The 17319-nt window shown below is 71.3% G+C and carries 15 protein-coding genes and 1 riboswitch; of the genes, 8 read left to right on the forward strand and 7 right to left on the reverse strand.

Annotated elements, in window-relative coordinates; genetic code table 11:
* Window positions 1-62: 62 nt before the first annotated feature.
* From nagA to purU, 3 genes are read right to left on the reverse strand one after another with little or no spacing between them, the layout of a single operon-like run.
* Entirely contained in the window at window positions 63-1220 is a 1158-nt protein-coding gene (gene nagA, locus CLV54_RS08375) for an N-acetylglucosamine-6-phosphate deacetylase (protein WP_100344529.1), read from the reverse strand.
* Window positions 1217-1597 (reverse strand): YrdB family protein, encoded by a 381-nt coding sequence (locus tag CLV54_RS08380; RefSeq protein WP_100344530.1) that lies wholly within the window; start codon window positions 1595-1597, stop codon window positions 1217-1219. The genes nagA and CLV54_RS08380 overlap by 4 nt, the downstream gene beginning before the upstream one ends.
* Entirely contained in the window at window positions 1594-2499 is a 906-nt protein-coding gene (gene purU, locus CLV54_RS08385) for a formyltetrahydrofolate deformylase (protein WP_100344531.1), read from the reverse strand. Before purU ends, CLV54_RS08380 begins: the two co-directional genes overlap by 4 nt.
* A gap of 167 nt (window positions 2500-2666) precedes the next feature.
* Between purU and CLV54_RS08390 the strand changes: the two genes are divergently transcribed.
* Window positions 2667-3890 carry an MFS transporter gene (locus CLV54_RS08390; protein WP_100344532.1) on the forward strand — a complete coding sequence of 408 codons (1224 nt, stop codon included), beginning with the start codon at window positions 2667-2669 and terminating at the stop codon, window positions 3888-3890.
* Between the two features lie 122 nt (window positions 3891-4012).
* On the opposite strand, the gene CLV54_RS08395 is transcribed toward CLV54_RS08390, so the two are convergent.
* Complete coding sequence (locus CLV54_RS08395) at window positions 4013-6223, reverse strand: sigma-70 family RNA polymerase sigma factor (RefSeq protein WP_170061970.1); 2211 nt, start codon at window positions 6221-6223, stop codon at window positions 4013-4015.
* A 673-nt stretch (window positions 6224-6896) separates the two neighbouring features.
* Window positions 6897-6978, forward strand: a riboswitch (ZMP/ZTP riboswitch).
* A 41-nt stretch (window positions 6979-7019) separates the two neighbouring features.
* Between CLV54_RS08395 and glyA the strand changes: the two genes are divergently transcribed.
* The 3 genes from glyA to CLV54_RS08410 are packed head-to-tail and all read left to right on the forward strand — an operon-like array spanning window position 7020 to window position 9696.
* Window positions 7020-8303: a serine hydroxymethyltransferase gene (gene glyA, locus CLV54_RS08400; RefSeq protein WP_100344534.1), complete on the forward strand. Its 1284-nt coding sequence runs from the start codon at window positions 7020-7022 to the stop codon at window positions 8301-8303.
* Window positions 8300-9205, forward strand: coding sequence for a bifunctional methylenetetrahydrofolate dehydrogenase/methenyltetrahydrofolate cyclohydrolase (locus CLV54_RS08405; protein ID WP_100344535.1), 906 nt, complete (start codon window positions 8300-8302; stop codon window positions 9203-9205). Before glyA ends, CLV54_RS08405 begins: the two co-directional genes overlap by 4 nt.
* Window positions 9206-9213: 8 nt before the next feature.
* Window positions 9214-9696 (forward strand): YbaK/EbsC family protein, encoded by a 483-nt coding sequence (locus tag CLV54_RS08410; protein WP_211294496.1) that lies wholly within the window; start codon window positions 9214-9216, stop codon window positions 9694-9696.
* Window positions 9697-9774: 78 nt separating this feature from the next.
* Here CLV54_RS08410 and CLV54_RS08415 read toward each other — a convergent pair whose 3' ends face one another.
* From CLV54_RS08415 to galT, 3 genes are all read right to left on the reverse strand, one after another.
* Window positions 9775-10305 (reverse strand): gamma carbonic anhydrase family protein, encoded by a 531-nt coding sequence (locus CLV54_RS08415; protein WP_100344536.1) that lies wholly within the window; start codon window positions 10303-10305, stop codon window positions 9775-9777.
* Window positions 10306-10467: 162 nt separating this feature from the next.
* A complete protein-coding gene (galK, locus tag CLV54_RS08420) occupies window positions 10468-11628 on the reverse strand; it encodes a galactokinase (RefSeq protein ID WP_100344537.1) in 1161 nt (386 codons plus the stop codon).
* Window positions 11625-12746 carry a galactose-1-phosphate uridylyltransferase gene (gene galT / locus CLV54_RS08425; protein ID WP_100344538.1) on the reverse strand — a complete coding sequence of 374 codons (1122 nt, stop codon included), beginning with the start codon at window positions 12744-12746 and terminating at the stop codon, window positions 11625-11627. The genes galK and galT overlap by 4 nt, the downstream gene beginning before the upstream one ends.
* 81 nt (window positions 12747-12827) lie before the next feature.
* Here galT and CLV54_RS08430 point away from each other — a divergent pair, with 81 nt between their 5' ends.
* The 4 genes from CLV54_RS08430 to CLV54_RS08445 all read left to right on the forward strand — a co-directional run bounded on the left by CLV54_RS08430 (window position 12828) and on the right by CLV54_RS08445 (window position 17257).
* Window positions 12828-13631 (forward strand): DeoR/GlpR family DNA-binding transcription regulator, encoded by an 804-nt coding sequence (locus tag CLV54_RS08430; RefSeq protein ID WP_100344539.1) that lies wholly within the window; start codon window positions 12828-12830, stop codon window positions 13629-13631.
* A 33-nt stretch (window positions 13632-13664) separates the two neighbouring features.
* Window positions 13665-14591 carry an aldose 1-epimerase family protein gene (locus tag CLV54_RS08435; protein WP_100344540.1) on the forward strand — a complete coding sequence of 309 codons (927 nt, stop codon included), beginning with the start codon at window positions 13665-13667 and terminating at the stop codon, window positions 14589-14591.
* Window positions 14592-14788: 197 nt separating this feature from the next.
* On the forward strand, window positions 14789-16459 hold the full coding sequence (locus CLV54_RS08440; RefSeq protein ID WP_100344541.1) for a SulP family inorganic anion transporter: 1671 nt from the start codon (window positions 14789-14791) through the stop codon (window positions 16457-16459).
* 126 nt (window positions 16460-16585) lie between these two features.
* On the forward strand, window positions 16586-17257 hold the full coding sequence (locus CLV54_RS08445; RefSeq protein WP_100344542.1) for a GAP family protein: 672 nt from the start codon (window positions 16586-16588) through the stop codon (window positions 17255-17257).
* The last annotated feature ends 62 nt before the right edge of the window (window positions 17258-17319 follow it).

Here is a 17319-nt window from a genome sequence, read left to right on the forward strand (position 1 = left end):
CTCCTCGGTGCGCCCCGACGAACAACGTGCGCCGCGACGGCGCCAAGCCGAGCCCGGGCGGCTCAGGCGGTGGCGAGGGAGAGCTCGGTGCCCGCAGCCCAGACGCGCTGCACCTGCCACTCGGGGGAGAGCAGCACGAGGTCGGCGGCGTAGCCGGGGCGCAGGTAGCCGAGCTCGTCGTCGAGGCCGAGCACGCGTGCGGGCGTGGCGGTGAGCGCCTCGACGGCGGCGACCGGCTCGATGCCGGTCGTGACGACCGCGCAGTGCAGCGCCGAGTCCTGCGTGAGCGTCGAGCCCGCGATCGTCGAGGTGCCGGAGAGCATCGCGATGCCGCCCTCGACGGTGACGTTGAGCGAGCCGAGACGGTAGTTGCCGTCGACCGAGCCGGCCGCGGCCATGGCGTCGGTGATGAGCGCCACACGGCCGGGGGCCGCGCGGAAGGTCATGGCCGCGACATCCGGGTGCACGTGGTTGCCGTCGAGCACGAGCTCGATCGTCACGCGCTGGTCGTGGAAGGCGGCGATGACCGGCCCGGGCGAGCGGTGATGGATGCCGGGCATCGCGTTGAAGGCGTGCGTGAGCAGCCGCGCTCCCCGCTCGAAGGCATCCCGGGCGAGGTCGTAGTCGGCGTTCGTGTGACCGATGGCGACGATGACGCCGGCGTCGACGAAGGCGCCGATCGCGTCGAGGGCTCCGGGCAGCTCCGGGGCGATCGTGATCTGGCGCACGGTGCCGCGGCCGGCGGCGAGCAGCGACTCGATCTCGGCCGGGTCGGGGGCGTGCAGGAAGGCGGGGTTGTGCGCCCCGCGACGCTCCACCGAGAGGAAGGGCCCCTCGAGGTGCGTGCCGAGCACGAGCGGGTCGTGCTCGACGAGGCCGGCGACGACCCCGAGGCTCTGCTCGAGACGCTCGAGCGGATTGGCGACGAGGCTGATCACGGAGCGGGTCGTGCCGTGGGCGCGATGGGTCGCCAATGCGGCACTGATCTCGTCGACCCCGTTGTCGTAGGCGTGCCCGCCGCCGCCGTGGCCGTGCAGGTCGATGAAGCCGGGGGTCAGGATGGCGCCGCCCGCGTCGACGAGACGGGCGTCGTCGGCGAAATCCCGCCAGCTCTGACCGGTGCCCACGCGGGTGATCGTCTCACCCTCGATCGTGAGCCAGTAGCCGTCGAACGCGCCGTCGGCGTCGATCTTGCGGGCACCGTGCACGAGGATGGTCACGAATAGGCCTTGCGCCCGCTGAGAACGCCGCTCACGGCGGCGACGACCCCGAAGACGAGGGCGATGATCGGCTGGCCGATGCTCCACCAGGAGAGGGCCGCGGCGCCCATCACGAAGATCTCGACGAGTGCGCGGCCGAAAGGATCGAGGTGCACGACAGCCTTGGGGGAGACGAAGAGCGCCCAGAGCAGGATCGCGAAGGCGGGGGTCGCGATGCCGGCGAGGATGTTCCACGCGAACGGCCAGGCGACGAAGCCCCAGAAGCCGAGCGAGAAGAAGGCGAAGAGCTCGAGCACAAAACGGAGCACGGCGCCAGCGCCGATGGCCGGGGTCTGGCGTTGCTGCTGCTCCACGAGGTCGAGTTTAGTGCGGCTCATCGGAAGATGATGGTTCGCGCGCCGTCGAGCAGGACCCGGTCTTCGGCGAACCATTTGACGGCCTGCGTGAGGGTGCGCGACTCCTCGTCCTGCCCGATCGCCACGAGCTCCGAGGCCGAGCGGGAATGGTCGACCCGCACGACGTTCTGCTCGATGATCGGGCCCTCGTCGAGGTCGCTCGTCACGAAGTGGGCGGTCGCGCCGATGAGCTTGACGCCGCGTGCGTGCGCCTGCTTGTAGGGGTTCGCGCCCTTGAAGCCGGGCAGGAAGGAGTGGTGGATGTTGATGGCCCGCCCGCTCAGCCGCTCGCACAGCTCGGGGGAGAGGATCTGCATGTACCGGGCGAGCACGACGAGCTCGATGGTGTGCTCCTCGACGGCCTGCACGACCCGCTCTTCGAAGAGGGCCTTGCTCGCGGCATCCGTCACCGGGATCGACTCGAAGGGCACGCCGTAGAACCCGGCGAGGTCGCGCAGGGTGCCGTGGTTGCTGAGCACGAGCGGGATCTCGACCGGCAGCTGGCCGGCGCGCTGGCGGAACAGCAGGTCGTTGAGGCAGTGCGCGGCGGTGGAGGCGAGCACGAGGGTGCGCAGCGGGCGGCCGACCACGTCGAGCTGCCAGGTCATGTCGTAGCGCTCGGTCACGGGGCGCAGCGCGCTCTCGAACTCCTCGCGCCCGGTCGTCGTCTCGACCTGCAGGCGCATGAAGAAGCGGCCGGTGTCGGCGCTCGAGAACTGCTGGCTCTCGGTGATGTTGCCGCCCGCCGCGACGACCGCGCCGCTGATCGCGTGCACGATGCCGGGGCCGTCGGCGCAGACGAGCGTGAGCACCCAGTGGGTGATGCGCTCGGCGTCATGGTGCGCGGGAACGGAGGCGACGGGGTCAGCCGCAGAAAAGCTCATTGGCATAGGGTAACGCGCTGCGCGGCATGCTTTTCGCGCTGCTCGGCTACACTCGATACCGGTCGGTGGTTCCCACTCGGCCCTGGGCGCGCCCACGTGCGCGAAGTCGATCCGCCCCGGTCACCGTCAGCCCGTTGCGTGCGGATGCGCCATTCGTGAGCCATTTCATGTCTGTCACCCAACGTTCCACATCCGTTCAGCCGAAGCCGTTTCCGTGGGTCGGCCTCATCGCGCTCTCGGCGGCGACCTTCCTCTCGGTCACGGGCGAGATGATCCCCACGGGCCTGCTGCCCGACATGAGCGCATCGCTCGACGTCTCGGAGTCGCAGATCGGCCTGCTCGTGACCGTCTTCGCCTTCACGGTGGTCGTCTCGAGCGCGCCGCTCACGATGCTCACCCGGAGGATGCCGCGGCACGCCCTCATCGTCGGCGTGCTGTTCGTGCTCGCCGTCAGCAGCGTGCTCACGGCTCTCGCCCCCGGCTACGGCTTCGTCGTCGTCTCGCGTGTGATCGGCGGGCTCGCCCACGGCCTCTTCTGGTCGGTCGTCGGGGCGTACGCCGGCCACCTCGTGCCCAAGGAGCAGATCGGCCGGGCCGTCTCGATCACGATCAGCGGCGGCACTCTCGCGTTCGTGCTCGGCGTGCCGCTCGGCACGGCGCTCGGCCACGCCTTCGGCTGGCGTCTCGCCTTCGGCGCGCTCGCCGTGCTGCTCGTGGTGGGCGCCGTGCTCGTCTGGCGCTTCCTGCCCACGGTCGACAGAGCGGATGCCGCGGCCGAGGTCTCCGCGAACCCCGGGCGCCGCCGCGACAGCACCGTGTGGCCCGTGCTGCTCGTCTGCACGATCACCGCCATCACGATGACCGGCCACTACGCCTTCTACACCTACATCGCGCCCTACCTGATCGACGTGGTCGGCGTCGACCCGGGCACCATCAGCACCCTGCTGTTCGGCTACGGCGTCGCGGGGGTCGGCGGTCTCGTGCTCGCCGGATCGGTGTTCGGCCCGAGGCCGCAGATCGGGCTCATCTCCGCCCTTCTCGTCTGCGGCGTCTTCGTCGCCGTGCTCGCGGCCGCGGCCTCCCTGCCCGTCGTCGCGATCGTCGCGTTCCTGCTCTGGGGCCTCGCCTTCGGCGCCCTTCCCCCACTCCTGCAGACGCGGCTCCTGCACACGGCGTCCGCGGCGTTCCGCGACACCGCGAGCGCCATCTACACGACGGCCTTCAACGTGGGGATCGGCGCGGGCGCCCTCGTGGGCGCGCTCGCCTTCGACGGTCTCGGCGTCGGGTTCGAGCCGTACGTCTACCTGGGCTTCGTGGCCGTGGCGCTGGTGCTCGTGCTGTCGACGACACGTCGTCGCCGGGTCGGGCCCGCGGCCGCGGCATCCGCCTGACGCGTCGCGCGCCGGCCCCGGCGGACAGCCCTCGCCTCGGGTGGTCGCGGCGTCGCGCGAGTCGCGCCAGATCGTCGTCTGTGTGCTGTTTCAGAACGATGTGACGCGACTCGCCCGGGCGATCAGATCAGTCCGACCTGGACTCCGATGGCCGTGGCCGGCTGGATGCGCTCGGGATGCAGCGGGTCGACGTAGCTCGCGGTCAGGGTCACGGTGTGCGCCCAGAACGTGAACTCGGCCTCGAACACCGGTGACTCGCCCGGCGCGGGGGAGAGACAGGTCTTCGTTCCCCCGTCGAGCATGCAGACCTCGACCTGCGCGCCCTCCGGGTAGTCCAGCTGCATGACGATCGTCGACGACAGCCAGGGGAGGCTCGACCCGTTGGCCGGCGAGAGGATCGTCGGGCCCGCGGGCACGTCGAGCGTCAGCGGCGCGCTCGCCTCGGAGACGTTGCCCGAGGGGTCGGTCTGGAGCGCCCGCACGAGGTACCGGCCGCCGGCCAGTGCGAGCGGCGATGCGACCCAGGTGCCCGCGTCGTCGGCCGTCGACGCCTCGATCGGTCGTCCGTCGATCTGCTGAGCGACGGGCACGCCGTCGATCGTCGTCACCTGGAAGGCGACCGTGGCGCCGGGCTCCGCGGTTCCGCGCAGCTCGGGGTACAGCCAGCTCGGGGCGTCGCCGGCGGTCACGACGGGAGGCAGGGCCTCGGTGTCGGCCGGCGGCTCCGGGTCGGTGGGCTCCTCGGGCTCCGTCGGGGTCTCCGGATCCGTCGGGGTCTCCGGGTCGGTGGGGGTCTCCGGGTCGACGGGCACTTCGGGGTCGGTCGGCGGGTCGACCGGAACCTCGGGGTCGACCGGCGTCTGCGGGTCGGCGGGCTCGTTCGGCACGACCGGTTTCTGCGGCTCCGTCGGCTTGACGGGGTCGGACGGCTTCACCGGGTCGTCGGGCACCGGCCGGGGGTCGCGCACGGGCGTGCGGGTGACGGGAGGCTCGGGAGCCACCGGCGCCTGCTCCACAACGGGAGGGACGACGGGGGGCTGCGGATCGGCCGCCGGCGCCTGAGAGCCGGTGTCATCCGCGTCGCTCGGCGCCTCGGCGGTGCCCTGCTCGGCGCCCGCGATCGGCTCCGAGGTGGGCGGCGCCCAGAGGGACGGGCCGAGGGTCACGGCTGCCGCGATGCCCGCGGCGACGAGGGCGGTCACGACGGTTCCGGCGATGACGCCCGTGGCGACGCTCGCGCCCGCTGCGGCGCCGGCTCCGGCAGCCGCACCGGCCGCGGCTCCGCCAGCCGCAGCTCCGCCGGCTCCAGCTCCGCCAGCCGCAGCTCCGCCGGCTCCAGCTCCGCCGGCTCCAGCTCCGCCGGCTCCAGCTCCGCCGGCTCCAGCTCCGCCGACTCCAGCGCCGCCGACTCCAGCGCCGCCGGATGCCCCGGCTCCGGCCCCCGCGCCGACTCCGGCCCCGACGGTCGTGCCCGTGCCGACGACCGACGCCCCGCCCGCGCCCATGGCCATCGTCGCGACGGGCGCGCCGGCCTGCAGCCAGGCGAGGTAGCCGGTCGCGCCGGCGACGCCCGCTGCGAGGGGCAGCAGCACGAGGGCGAGACGGGAGTCGACATCCTTCGCCTCGGCGGCGACGATCGTGCACTTGGCGCAGCCGTCGAGGTGCGTCTCGATACGACGGGACTCGCGGATGCCGGTGCCGCCACGGGTGTACGCGGCGAGGCGTTCGATCGTCCACCGGCAGTCCGAGTCGGCCGGGGCGGCGTTGAGGTGCGACTGGATCCAGGCCTGACGCAGGCCCTCGCGCGCCCGGTAGCAGAGGGCCGCGACCGCGTTCGCCTTCATGCCGAGCAGCGGGGCCATCTCCTGGGGGGTCATCCCCTCGACCTCGCTGTACCAGAGCGCCTCCTGCCAGCGGGTCGGAAGCGATTGGAACGCCCGGGCGGTGAGGCTCCTGTCGAGGGCCTCGAGGGTCTTCTCGTCGCTGAACGCGGGATCCTCGAACGACTCCAGGGTGTCGATCGACGTCTCCTGGCGTTTGCGGCCCCACTCGGCGGCGGTGTTGCGCACCGTCGTGAACAGGTACGGGCGGAACGCGCCCGTGGGCCCGCCGCCCTTCTGGATGGCCTGGAAGACCTTCGCGAACGCCTCGGAGACGAGGTCGTCGGGGTCGAGGCTCGAGGTGTACGAACGGGCGACCGTGCGCGCGGACTGCGCGTGCCTCGTCCAGAGCTCGGCGAAGGCCGCCGAGTCCCCGGAGCGCGTGAGCTCGATGAGCTCGGCGTCGCTCAGCCCATCGCCCGGTGCGCGGCGCAACGGCGGTCTGAGGGCCACAATCTCTCCGGGGGTTCGGGCGAAGGTGCGGCGATCGTCTCGATTTAATGTCATCTCATCTGAGGAGACGACGAGATCGCACATCCATGACGCGGTTCGGGGGTATTTGCGGCTAATTCTACGCGTGAGGCCCTCTCAGGCCGCATCCGAGGGGGCTGGAACCCCGGTTTCACCCCCGTATCACCCCCGTATCACCCCCGAAAAGGGTTCAGGGGAGCCCGTCGAGACGATCGCGCAGAAATTTCTTGGAAAAAGTTCGCAAACCCGCGTCATAAACCCCGGGACCTCCCCTCTCTTAGTGCAGAGGCGAAGCCCAGATGCCAGGAGAGGCACATCTCCCTGACGGCGAAGCAGCCTTCACAGCACGGAGCCCTGGCGATGTGCTGAGCAAGACCATCGCGATCGACCCGAACGTCGCGAGGAGGCACCCGGTGAGCTAGGGGGAGCGCGAGAGCGCACTGGTTCCCGGGAAAAGTGTGGGGGTTGGGTGATCCGGGGGGACACCCAGCCCTCACTCTGCCTCGGCCAGGAGATACCCCGGTCGTCTGCTCGTGCCGCCGGGGTCACCCGCGCCCCGCCACCCGGCTCCGGGCCCCTCGGCGTCCGCCCGTCGTCTGCACCGGCCTTCCCGGCGTCTCCTCCGCCGATCATCGCGACGCGCGGCTGCTAAACTCGCGGATGTCGCGACTGGCGTTCAGATGGTCACCATCGGGGAGCGATTGACACGGATTCGGCCGTACGCCTGGGCCGAAACGGATACCGTAGTTTCTGCCGCCATGTCACGAAGGAGCCAGTCTTGTCCGACCGTCTGCCATCCACCTTCAACGAACCGCTCTCCGTCGTCGATCCGGAGATCGCCGAGGTTCTCGAACTCGAACTGGGCCGTCAGCGCGACACCCTCGAGATGATCGCGAGCGAGAACTTCGTTCCCGTCTCGGTTCTGCAGTCGCAGGGCTCCGTGCTCACGAACAAGTACGCCGAAGGCTACCCGGGCCGCCGCTACTACGGCGGCTGCGAATACGTCGACATCGCCGAGCAGCTCGCGATCGACCGCGCCAAGAAGCTCTTCGGCGCCGAGTACGCGAACGTGCAGCCGCACTCGGGCGCCTCCGCGAACGCGGCCGTGCTCTCGGCCGTCGCGACCCCCGGCGACACGATCCTCGGCCTCGAGCTCTCGCACGGCGGCCACCTCACCCACGGCATGAAGCTCAACTTCTCGGGCAAGCTCTACAACGCCGTCTCCTACGGCGTCGACCCGGAGACCTTCCTCGTCGACATGGACGTCGTGCGCGACAAGGCCCTCGAGCACAAGCCCCGCGTCATCATCGCCGGCTGGTCGGCCTACCCGCGCCACCTCGACTTCGCGGCGTTCCGCGCGATCGCCGACGAGGTGGGCGCCACGCTCTGGGTCGACATGGCGCACTTCGCCGGACTCGTCGCGGCAGGCCTGCATCCGTCGCCCGTGCCCTACGCCGACGTCGTGAGCTCGACCGTGCACAAGACGATCGGCGGCCCGCGCTCGGGCTTCATCGTGAGCCGTGACACCGAGCTCGCCAAGAAGCTCAACTCGAACGTCTTCCCCGGCCAGCAGGGCGGCCCGCTCATGCACGTCATCGCGGCCAAGGCGACGGCGTTCAAGCTCGCCGGCACGGAGGAGTTCCGCGACCGGCAGGAGCGCACCATCCGAGGCGCCGCCATCCTCGCCGACCGCCTGACCGCCGACGACTCGAAGGCCGACGGCGTCGACGTGCTCACCGGAGGCACCGACGTGCACCTCGTCCTCGCCGACCTGCGCGACTCGCCGCTCGACGGCCAGCAGGCCGAAGACGTGCTGCACGAGGTCGGCATCACGGTCAACCGCAACGCGGTTCCCTTCGACCCGCGCCCGCCCATGGTCACCTCGGGTCTGCGCATCGGAACGCCCGCACTCGCGACCCGCGGCTTCGGCGACGCCGAGTTCACCGAGGTCGCCGACATCATCGCGCTGGCCCTCAAGCCGGGCGCGGATGTCGCGGCTCTCCGCGCGCGCGTGAAGAACCTCACGGGCGCCTTCCCGCTCTACCCGGGCCTGCAGCAGTGACCGCCGTCGTCCTCGACGGCGTCGCGACCGCATCCGCCGTCAAGTCGGAGCTCATCGAGCGCATCACTGCGCTCAAGGCCCAGGGCGTCGTCCCCGGCCTCGGCACGCTGCTGGTGGGCGACGACCCAGGCTCGCGCTCCTACGTCGCGGGCAAGCACCGCGACTGCGCGGAGGTCGGCATCGAGTCGATCCGCATCGACCTGCCGGAGACGGCGTCGGCGGCCGACATCCGCGCGGCCATCGCCGATCTCAACGCGAGCCCCTCGGTCACCGGCTACATCATCCAGCTGCCGTTGCCGAAGGGCATCGACGAGAACGCGATGCTCGAGCTCATCGACCCCGCGAAGGATGCCGACGGCCTGCACCCGACGAACCTCGGCCGGCTCGTGCTCGGCGTCGACGGCGAGCTCGACTCGCCGCTGCCCTGCACCCCGGCCGGCATCGTCGAGATGCTCACCCGCTACGGGGTCTCGATCCCGGGCACGCACGTCGTTGTGGTCGGCCGCGGGCTGACCGTCGGACGCCCGCTCGGTCTGCTGCTCACCCGCAAAGGCGTCGACGCCACAGTGACACTCACCCACTCGCGCACGGTCGACCTGGCCGCCGAGGTGCGCCGTGCCGACGTCGTCGTCGCGGCGGTCGGCGTGCCCGCTCTCATCAAGCCCGACTGGGTGAAGCCCGGCGCCGCGGTGCTCGACGTGGGCATCACTCGTGTCGTCGACGACGAGACGGGCAAGGCGAAGCTCACGGGCGACGTCGACCCGGCTGTCGCCGAGGTCGCCGGCTTCCTGTCTCCCGTGCCGGGAGGCGTGGGCCCGATGACCCGCGCGATGCTGCTCGCGAACGTCGTCGAGGCCGCAGAGCGTGCGGTGCGCGAGCGGGCTGCGGCGCAGGGCTCGTGAGCTGAATCGTGACGATCTCGAGTCATCCGGCCGTCGACCGCGTCGAGGCGGCACTGCGTGCCTCGGGCGTGGTCGGGGAGGTGCGGTGGCTGGATGCCGCGACCCCGACCGCCGCGGACGCCGCCGCAGCCCTCGGCGTCGAGGTCGGGGCCATCGCCAACTCGCTCGTGTTCACCCTCGACGGTGAGCCCGTGCTCGTGATGACCTCGGGCCGGCACCGCGTGGACACCGCCTGGCTGGGCGCGCAGCTCGGCGGCTCGCTCGAACGGGCCTCGGCTGCGACCGTCAAGGCGGCCACCGGTCAGGTCATCGGCGGGGTCGCGCCGCTCGGGCATCCGGCTCCTCTGCGCACCTTCGTCGACACCGCGCTCGCCGACTACCCGCAGCTGTGGGCCGCCGCCGGCCACGCGCACACGATCTTCCCGCTCTCGTACGCCGAGCTCGTGCGGGTCACCTCGGGCGCCGAGACCGCGGTCGAGCCGCCCCTCTGAGCTTCGCGGCGCACGCTGTTCGTCGCGGCGCATCGGCGAAGGTGCGCCACGACGAACAGCGTGCGCCGCGAGCCTCGGTCAGGCCTGGGCGTGCAGGGCGGCGAGGGTGCGGTAGGTGGCCGCGTTGCGACGGATGCCGGCGAGCTCCCCGTCGCCGAGCTCGCGTTTGACCCGCCCCGGCACGCCGGCCACGAGCGATCCGGGCGGCACGACGGTGCCCTCGAGCAGCACGGTGCCGGCGGCGATGAGCGAGCCGGCTCCGATCACGGCGCCGTTGAGCACGGTCGCGCCCATGCCCACGAGCACGTCGTCGCCGATCGTGCAGCCGTGCAGCACGGCGCCGTGGCCGACGGAGACGCCGCGGCCGATCGTGAGCGGAAAGCCCACGTCGACGTGCAGCGAGCAGTTGTCCTGGATGTTCGAGCCCTCGCCGAGCTCGATCGTCTCCGACTCGCTGCGCAGCACGGAGTTGTACCAGACGCTCGACTCGTCGTGCAGCACGACGTTGCCGACGATCACGGCGCCGGGCGCCGTCCACGCCGTCTCGGCGATCGACGGGGTGCCCTCGTGCGGAAGGCTGAGAACTCGGGATTCGGGGGAACTCGTCATCCTTCGATCCTGCCGCACCCTTTCCCTCCAACCCTCCAACCCCACTCAAAACGACGGAGATTCTGCCCTGAGAGGCGCCGGATGCCGCGAAAACGGCCGTTTAAGCCAAAAACTCCGTCGTTTTGAGTAACCAACGAGCAAGGGGGGAGGGGGACGGGCGGGCTACTCCTCGCGGGTGGCGCCGGCGGCCGCCGACACGGCGAAGACGTCGGGGGCCGTGTAGCCGCGCTCGGCGAACGCCGACTCGACGGCGGCGCGCACGGCGCCCACGAGCGGACGCGGGGTGAGGGCGATGGCCGCCCCGCCGAAGCCGCCGCCGGTCATCCGCGCCCCGAGTGCCCCGGCGCCGCGAGACGCCTCGACGGCGAGGTCGAGCTCGGGCACCGAGATCTCGAAGTCGTCGCGCATGGAGAGGTGCGAGGCATCCAGGAGCCCGCCGATCGCGGTCGGGCCGTGCTCGCGCAGCGTGCGCACGGTGTCGAGCACGCGCTGGTTCTCGGTGACGACGTGGCGCACCCGGCGGAAGGTCTCGTCGTCGAGGATCTGCTGCGCGCGGGGCAGGTCGTCGACGTGCACGTCGCGCAGCGACTCGACGCCGAGGGCGCGGGCTCCGGCCTCGCAGGAGGCGCGCCGGGCCGCGTAGCCGCCGGTCGCGTGGGAGTGGCTGACCTTCGTGTCGATCACGAGCAGCTCGAGATCGGCGTTCTCGAAGCCGAGCGGAATGATCTCCTCGTGCAGGTTGCGGCAGTCGAGGAAGACCCCTGCGTCACGGCGGCCGAGCAGGGAGGCCGATTGGTCCATGATGCCCGTCGGGGCGCCCACGGCCTTGTTCTCGGCGAGCTGGCCGACCCGGGCGAGGGCGCGGCGGTCGAAGTCGAGCTTCCAGATGTCGGTCAGGGCGACGGCCACGGCGCTCTCGATCGCGGCCGAGGAGGAGAGCCCCGCGCCGACGGGAACCTCCGAGACGACGAAGATGTCGACGCCCGGAACCGTCCACAGGTCGGCGCCGAACTGGCCGAGGGCCCAGGCGACGCCGAGCGGGTAGGCCGACCAGCCGTGCAGCTTGTCGGGGCGCAGGGAGAGCAGATCGGTCTCGTGCGCCTCGTCGCTGAAGGTGCTCGCGACCCGTGCGACGTGGTCGTCGCGCTTGGCGACGGCCACGAGCGTGCGCCGGTTGATCGCGAAGGGGAAGACGAAGCCTTCGTTGTAGTCGGTGTGCTCGCCGATGAGGTTCACCCGGCCGGGAGCCGACCAGACGCCCTGCGCCCTGCGCCCGAAGCGCTGCTCGAACCCCTGGAGGACGTCCTGTCGAATGTCGGTCATACCGGATTGGCCTTTCGTGCTCGCTCGATGCCGTCGCGCAGCAGCTCCGCTGAGGTCTCGGGGGCGACATCCCCAATGAATGCTCCCATGGCCGACTCGGATCCCGCGAGGAATTTGAGCTTGTCGACCGCCCGCCGCGGCGAGGTCACCTGCAGCATGAGGCGGATGTCGCCGCGCCGCACGTTCACGGGCGCCTGATGCCACGCCGCGATGTACGGCGTCGGTGTCTCGTACAGCGCGTCGATGCCCCGCAGAAGCTCCAGGTAGAGCACGGCGAGCTCGTCGCGCTCGGTGTCGCTCGTCTCGGCGAGGTCGGCGATCTGCCGGTTCGGCAGCAGGTGCGCCTCGATGGGCCAGCGGGCGGCGAAGGGCACGAAGGCGGTCCAGTGCTCGCCGGCGAGGAGCACGCGCTCGGAGGAGCGCTCGCTCTCGAGGATGTCGGCGAAGAGCGTGGGGCCGTAGGAGTCGATCGAGGAGATGAGCCTGGTCGTGCGCGGCGTCACGTAGGGGTAGGAGTAGATCTGCCCGTGCGGATGCCGGAGGGTCACCCCGATAGCCTCGCCGCGGTTCTCGAAGGGGAACACCTGCTGCACCCCGGGCAGAGCCGAGAGCGCGGCCGTGCGGTCGGCCCAGGCCTCGATCACGGTGCGCGCGCGGGACCGGCTCACGCTGCCGAAGGAGCCCTCGTGCTCGGGGCTGAAGCAGACGACCTCGCAGCGGCCGACCGAGGTGCGGCTGCGCCCGAGCCCGATCTCGCTCAGGTCGGCCAGGTCGCGGGGCGCGTTCTCGTCGACGAGCAGCGGCCCGAACGAGGGCGACTTGTTCTCGAAGACGGCCACGTCGTAGTTGCTCGGCACCTCGGAGGGGTTGCCGGGGGAGGCCGGGGCGAGCGGGTCGAGCTCGGCGGGCGGCAGGAAGGCGCGGTTCTGGCGGGCGGAGGCGATCGACACCCACTCGCCGGTGAGCGCGTCCTGCCGCATGCTGGCCGTCGCCGGCCGGGGTGCGGGCTCGCGCAGATCGGGCAAGCGATCGGGCGCCAGGGTCGTGTCGGCGTCGTCGAAGTAGATGAGCTCGCGACCGTCGGAGAGACGGTGCTCGCGCTTGGTGATGGTGCCCACGAAGAGTCCTTAAGTGATGGCAGGATGCGAAACTCGCACTTTCTATTTTACAAGAGAAACAAAGTAAATGAAGATTGAGTCATGACCGACGGCGAACCCCGAGCCCTGCCCGCCCTGCTGCGGCGCGAGCGTATGCTCGCGCTCGTCACCGAGCTCGGCTTCGTGACCGTCGGCGACCTCAGCCAGGCCCTCGGCGTCTCGCCCGTGACCGTGCGCGCCGACCTCGACGTGCTCGACGAGAGCAACGCCGTGCACCGGGTGCACGGCGGCGCGGTCGTCGGCAACCGCAGCCTCGCCCGCGAGCCCTCCTTCGAGGAGTCCCTCGAAGCCTCCGCGGCCGAGAAGCAGGCCATCGGCGCAGCGGCCGCCGCGCTCGTGCGCTCGGGCAACAGCGTCATCCTCGACGTCGGCACGACCGCGGCGGCCGTCGCCCGGGCGCTCGTGGCCCGCACCGAGCTCACGGATGTCGCGATCATCACCAACGGCCTGAACATCGCCCTCGAGCTGGAGCAGGCCATCCCGCGCTTCACGGTGCTCGTCACGGGCGGGACGCTGCGGCCCCGTCAGCACTCGCTCGTCAACCCGCTCGCCCAGACGATGCTGCGCGACATCCACGCCGACCTCGCCTTCCTCGGCTGCAACGGGGTCGACGCGGCCCGCGGGGTCACCAACGTGAACCTGCCCGAGACCGAGGTGAAGAGGATGATGCTCGCCGCCGCCACACGCGGGGTCGTCGTCGCCGACTCCTCGAAGCTCGGAGAGGTGCACCTCGGCCGGATCGGCGGCATCGAGGAGTTCGCGACGCTCGTCACGGGCGCCGGGGCATCCGCCGGCGTGCTCGACGAGCTGGGGGCCACAGGGCTCGAGATCGTGCGAGCCGGATGAGGTCGGCGCGGTGTCGCCGCTAGGCTGATTCGCATGCGCGCACCCACCGGAGAACAGTACGAGCTCAGCCTGTCGACCCCGAGCGGCCCGCTCCGCGCGGTCATCACCGAGGTGGCCGCGGGCATCCGCGAGGTCACCCTCGGCGGCGTCGATCTCGCCCAGCCCTTCCCGCTCCAGTCGGTTCCGCCGCAGGGCGCCGGCATCGTGCTCGTGCCGTGGCCGAACCGCGTGAAAGACGGCGTGTGGTCGCTCGACGGCGCCCCGCAGCACCTGGCCATCACCGAGCCCGCGCGCGCCAACGCCATCCACGGCCTGCTGCGCTTCTCGCCCTACGACCTCGTCTCGCGCACCGAGAACGCCGTCACCCTCTCGGCGACGGTCTTCCCGCAGCTCGGCTACCCCTTCCTGCTCGACACGACCGTGAGCTACGAGCTCGTCGCCGACGGGCTCGACGTCACCCACACGGTCGTCAACGCCGGCACCGAGACGGCGCCCGTCGCCATCGGCGCCCACCCCTACTTCACGATCGGCGACGTGCCCGCCGCCGACCTGACCCTGCGAGTCGCCGCGAACACGCATTTCGAGGTCGACGAGCGGCTCAACGTCGTGAGCGAGCACCCCGTCGACCTCACCGAGTACGACCTGCGGGCCGGAAAGGTGCTCGGAGACCTCTCCCTCGACGACGGCTGGGGGCAGACGGTCGTGCAGGGCGGCGAGAGCGTGCACTCGCTCACCGCGCCCGACGGCCGCAGCGTGGCGATGTGGGCCGACGAGAGCTTCGGATACGTGCAGGTCTACACGACCCGCACCTTCCCCGGCGCGGAGCTCGCCGTCGCCATCGAGCCCATGACCGCCCCGACCAACGCCTTCAACTCGGGCGACGCGCTGCACTGGCTGGAGCCCGGCGAGGAGTGGTCGGTGCGCTGGGGGCTGCGGTTCTCGGGGTTCCCGGCCGTCTAGCTCGCTCGGCGGGCGCCGCTGCGACGGGCAGGATGAACCGGCCGACGTGCCGGGGCCGAGGCATCCGTTCGCGGCGGTTCGCCGATCGCCCCTGTTCTGCGCGCCCTCGGTTTCGGCGCGCGAAGGTCTGGTCAGCGGCATCCGCTCTCTCCTAGGGTGAGTGCAACGCGTGAGTGCTACGCGAGCGAGGGGGCGTCGTGCGGATCCTGCCGGGACTGACGCTCCGCAACGCCGGGCGCGAGACGCTCGCGGGGGTGACCCTGCTGGCGATCGCGGTGCCGCTCAACATCGGCTACGCCCAGATCGCCGGTCTGCCGCCGACAGCGGGACTCTACGCCCTCGTCGTGCCGGCGATCGCCTACGCGCTCATCGTCTCGTCACGGCAGCTCGTCGCGTCTCCGGATGCCGCGGCCGCCGCCCTCGTTGCCTCCTCGCTCGGCGGCCTCGCCGTGGCCGGCAGCGCCGACTACCTGACGCTCGCCTTCGCCCAGGCGATCATCTGCGGCGTCATCTTCGTGCTCTGCGCCGTGTTCAGGCTCGGGTTCCTCGCGAGCTTCCTCTCCAAGCCGATCCTCGTGGGCTTCGTCGGCGGCCTCGCCCTCGACATCCTCGTGAGCCAGACGGCGAAGATGCTCGGGGTGACGATCGACAGCGGCGGGGAGTTCGTCGAGAAGGTCGTCGACCTCGTGACCGGTCTGCCCACGCTCAACATCTGGGCGGTGCTCATCTCCTTCGCCTCGATCGCCGTGCTCGTGGTGGGCCGACGGCTCGCCCGTGCCGTGCCGTGGGCTCTCATCGTGCTCGTGCTCTCGACGGTGCTCGTGGTCACGACGGGGCTCGAGGCGGCCGGCGTCGCGGTGCTCGGCCCGGTGGACGCGGGGCCGCCCACCCTCACGTGGCCCGTTCTCGAGTGGAGCACGTGGCTGCAGCTCGTGCCGTCTGCGATCGCGCTCGCGATGGTCACGATGGCCGAGGGGCTGCTCGTGGCCCGCAGCTACGGCGAGAAGCGGGGGTACCGCACGAGCCCCGACCGCGACCTGCTCGCCTTCGGCGCCGCGAACGTCGCGGCCGGAGCGACGGGCGGCTTCACGGTCGGCTCCTCGACGTCGCGCACCGCGGCCATGGACCAGGCCGGATCGCGCACCCAGCTGCCCAGCATCGTGACCGCCGTCGGCACCCTCGCCCTCGTGATCTTCGGCACGGCGCTGCTCGAGCACATCCCCTCGCCCGCGATCGGAGCGATCGTCGCGGTCGCGATCGTGCCCCTGCTCGGCATCCGCGACTTCGTCTCGCTGTGGCGGCTGCAGAGGGTCGAGTTCGCGGTGGGCGCGGTCTGCTTCCTCGGAGCGCTGCTGCTCGGGCCGATCGCGGGCATCGTGCTCGCCTTCGTGCTCGCGCTGATCAACCTGGCCGGCCGCGCGGCGACCCCGGCGGTCGACATCCTGGGCGCCGACGACGCACCGGGCAGCTCGCTGCTGCCGGAGACGGCCCCGGGCGCGGTGACGGCTCCGGGTGTCGTCGTGCTGCGTTTCGCGGCGCCGTTGTTCTTCGCGAACGCCTCCGTCTTCGAAGACGCCGTGCGCAAGGCGGTCACGTCCGCGCCGCCGGGGCAGGTGCGGCATCTCGTGATCGACCTCGAGGCGGTGACCGACGTCGACGTGACCGGCTCGGAGGGTCTCGAGTCCGCGCGCCGCTGGCTCGGCGACCACGACGTCGCCCTGCACTACAGCCGGCTGCGCCCGGATCTGCGGCGGCAGCTCGCGCACTACGGCCTGCTCGACGGCGTCGAGGTGTTCGGCACGAATCGGGCGGCGATCGACGCGCTCTCCGCGCCGGGACGGGCCCAGGATGCCGCGGCCGCCGACTAGCCTCGCCCGGGTGCTTCCGCTCAGCCCGCCCTGCCGATAGTTTCGACAGCACACGGTCGTCATCGGCGGACTCCTCCTGAGGTCGCCCGGAGCCCATCCCGGGCCCGCGGCCGCGAAGGGGGAACCATGGGCGGCGCACTCGGAGAAGCACTTCCTCTCGCTCTCGGCATCGCGGTCAGCCCGATCCCGATCATCGCCGCGATCCTCATGCTGCTCTCGCCGAAGGCGAAGGGAACGAGCGTCGGCTTTCTGCTCGGCTGGATGGTCGGCATCATCGTGGCCGTCACGGTCTTCACGCTCCTGTCGAACCTCATCCCGGCGAGCGACCCGAGCGATCCGAAGCCCACGGTCGGGGTCATCAAGATCGTGCTCGGCGTTCTTCTCCTGCTGCTCGCCGTGCGCCAGTGGCGCAGCCGCCCGAAGGAGGGCGCGACGGCCGCCCTGCCGAAGTGGATGGCGGCCATCGACACGATGACGACGCTGCGCGGCCTGGGGCTCGGCTTCCTGCTCTCGGCCGTGAATCCCAAGAACCTGCTCCTGGCCGTCGCCGCGGGCCTCGCGATCGGTGCCGACGACCTCGCCGTCGGCTCGACGGTGCTCGTCATCGTGATCTTCACGATCATCGCCTCGTTGAGCATCGCCATCCCCGTGATCGCCTATCTGGTGGCGACGAAGCGCATGGAGGGCCCTCTCGAGCGGCTGCGCGGCTGGCTCGTGCAGAACAACGCCGTGGTCATGGGAGTGCTCCTGCTGGTGATGGGCGTTGTGGTGATCGGCAAGGGCATCGCGAACCTCTAAGCTGCGACCTCCCCTCCACAGACCGCTCCGCGGGCCGGTTATCCACAGGAAAAATGCTCTCT

It is taken from the genome of Compostimonas suwonensis, from assembly GCF_002797855.1.
GTDB lineage: Bacteria > Actinomycetota > Actinomycetes > Actinomycetales > Microbacteriaceae > Compostimonas > Compostimonas suwonensis.

What these genes read in the sequence shown, in the direction of transcription:
- CLV54_RS08415 (WP_100344536.1), bottom strand. Translation starts at nt 10,305, where the DNA reads ATGACGAGTTCCCCCGAATCCCGAGTTCTCAGCCTTCCGCACGAGGGC.
- CLV54_RS08445 (WP_100344542.1), top strand. Translation starts at nt 16,586, where the DNA reads ATGGGCGGCGCACTCGGAGAAGCACTTCCTCTCGCTCTCGGCATCGCG.
- CLV54_RS08380 (WP_100344530.1), bottom strand. Translation starts at nt 1,597, where the DNA reads ATGAGCCGCACTAAACTCGACCTCGTGGAGCAGCAGCAACGCCAGACC.
- purU (WP_100344531.1), bottom strand. Translation starts at nt 2,499, where the DNA reads ATGAGCTTTTCTGCGGCTGACCCCGTCGCCTCCGTTCCCGCGCACCAT.
- galK (WP_100344537.1), bottom strand. Translation starts at nt 11,628, where the DNA reads ATGACCGACATTCGACAGGACGTCCTCCAGGGGTTCGAGCAGCGCTTC.
- CLV54_RS08390 (WP_100344532.1), top strand. Translation starts at nt 2,667, where the DNA reads ATGTCTGTCACCCAACGTTCCACATCCGTTCAGCCGAAGCCGTTTCCG.
- CLV54_RS08435 (WP_100344540.1), top strand. Translation starts at nt 13,665, where the DNA reads ATGCGCGCACCCACCGGAGAACAGTACGAGCTCAGCCTGTCGACCCCG.
- CLV54_RS08430 (WP_100344539.1), top strand. Translation starts at nt 12,828, where the DNA reads ATGACCGACGGCGAACCCCGAGCCCTGCCCGCCCTGCTGCGGCGCGAG.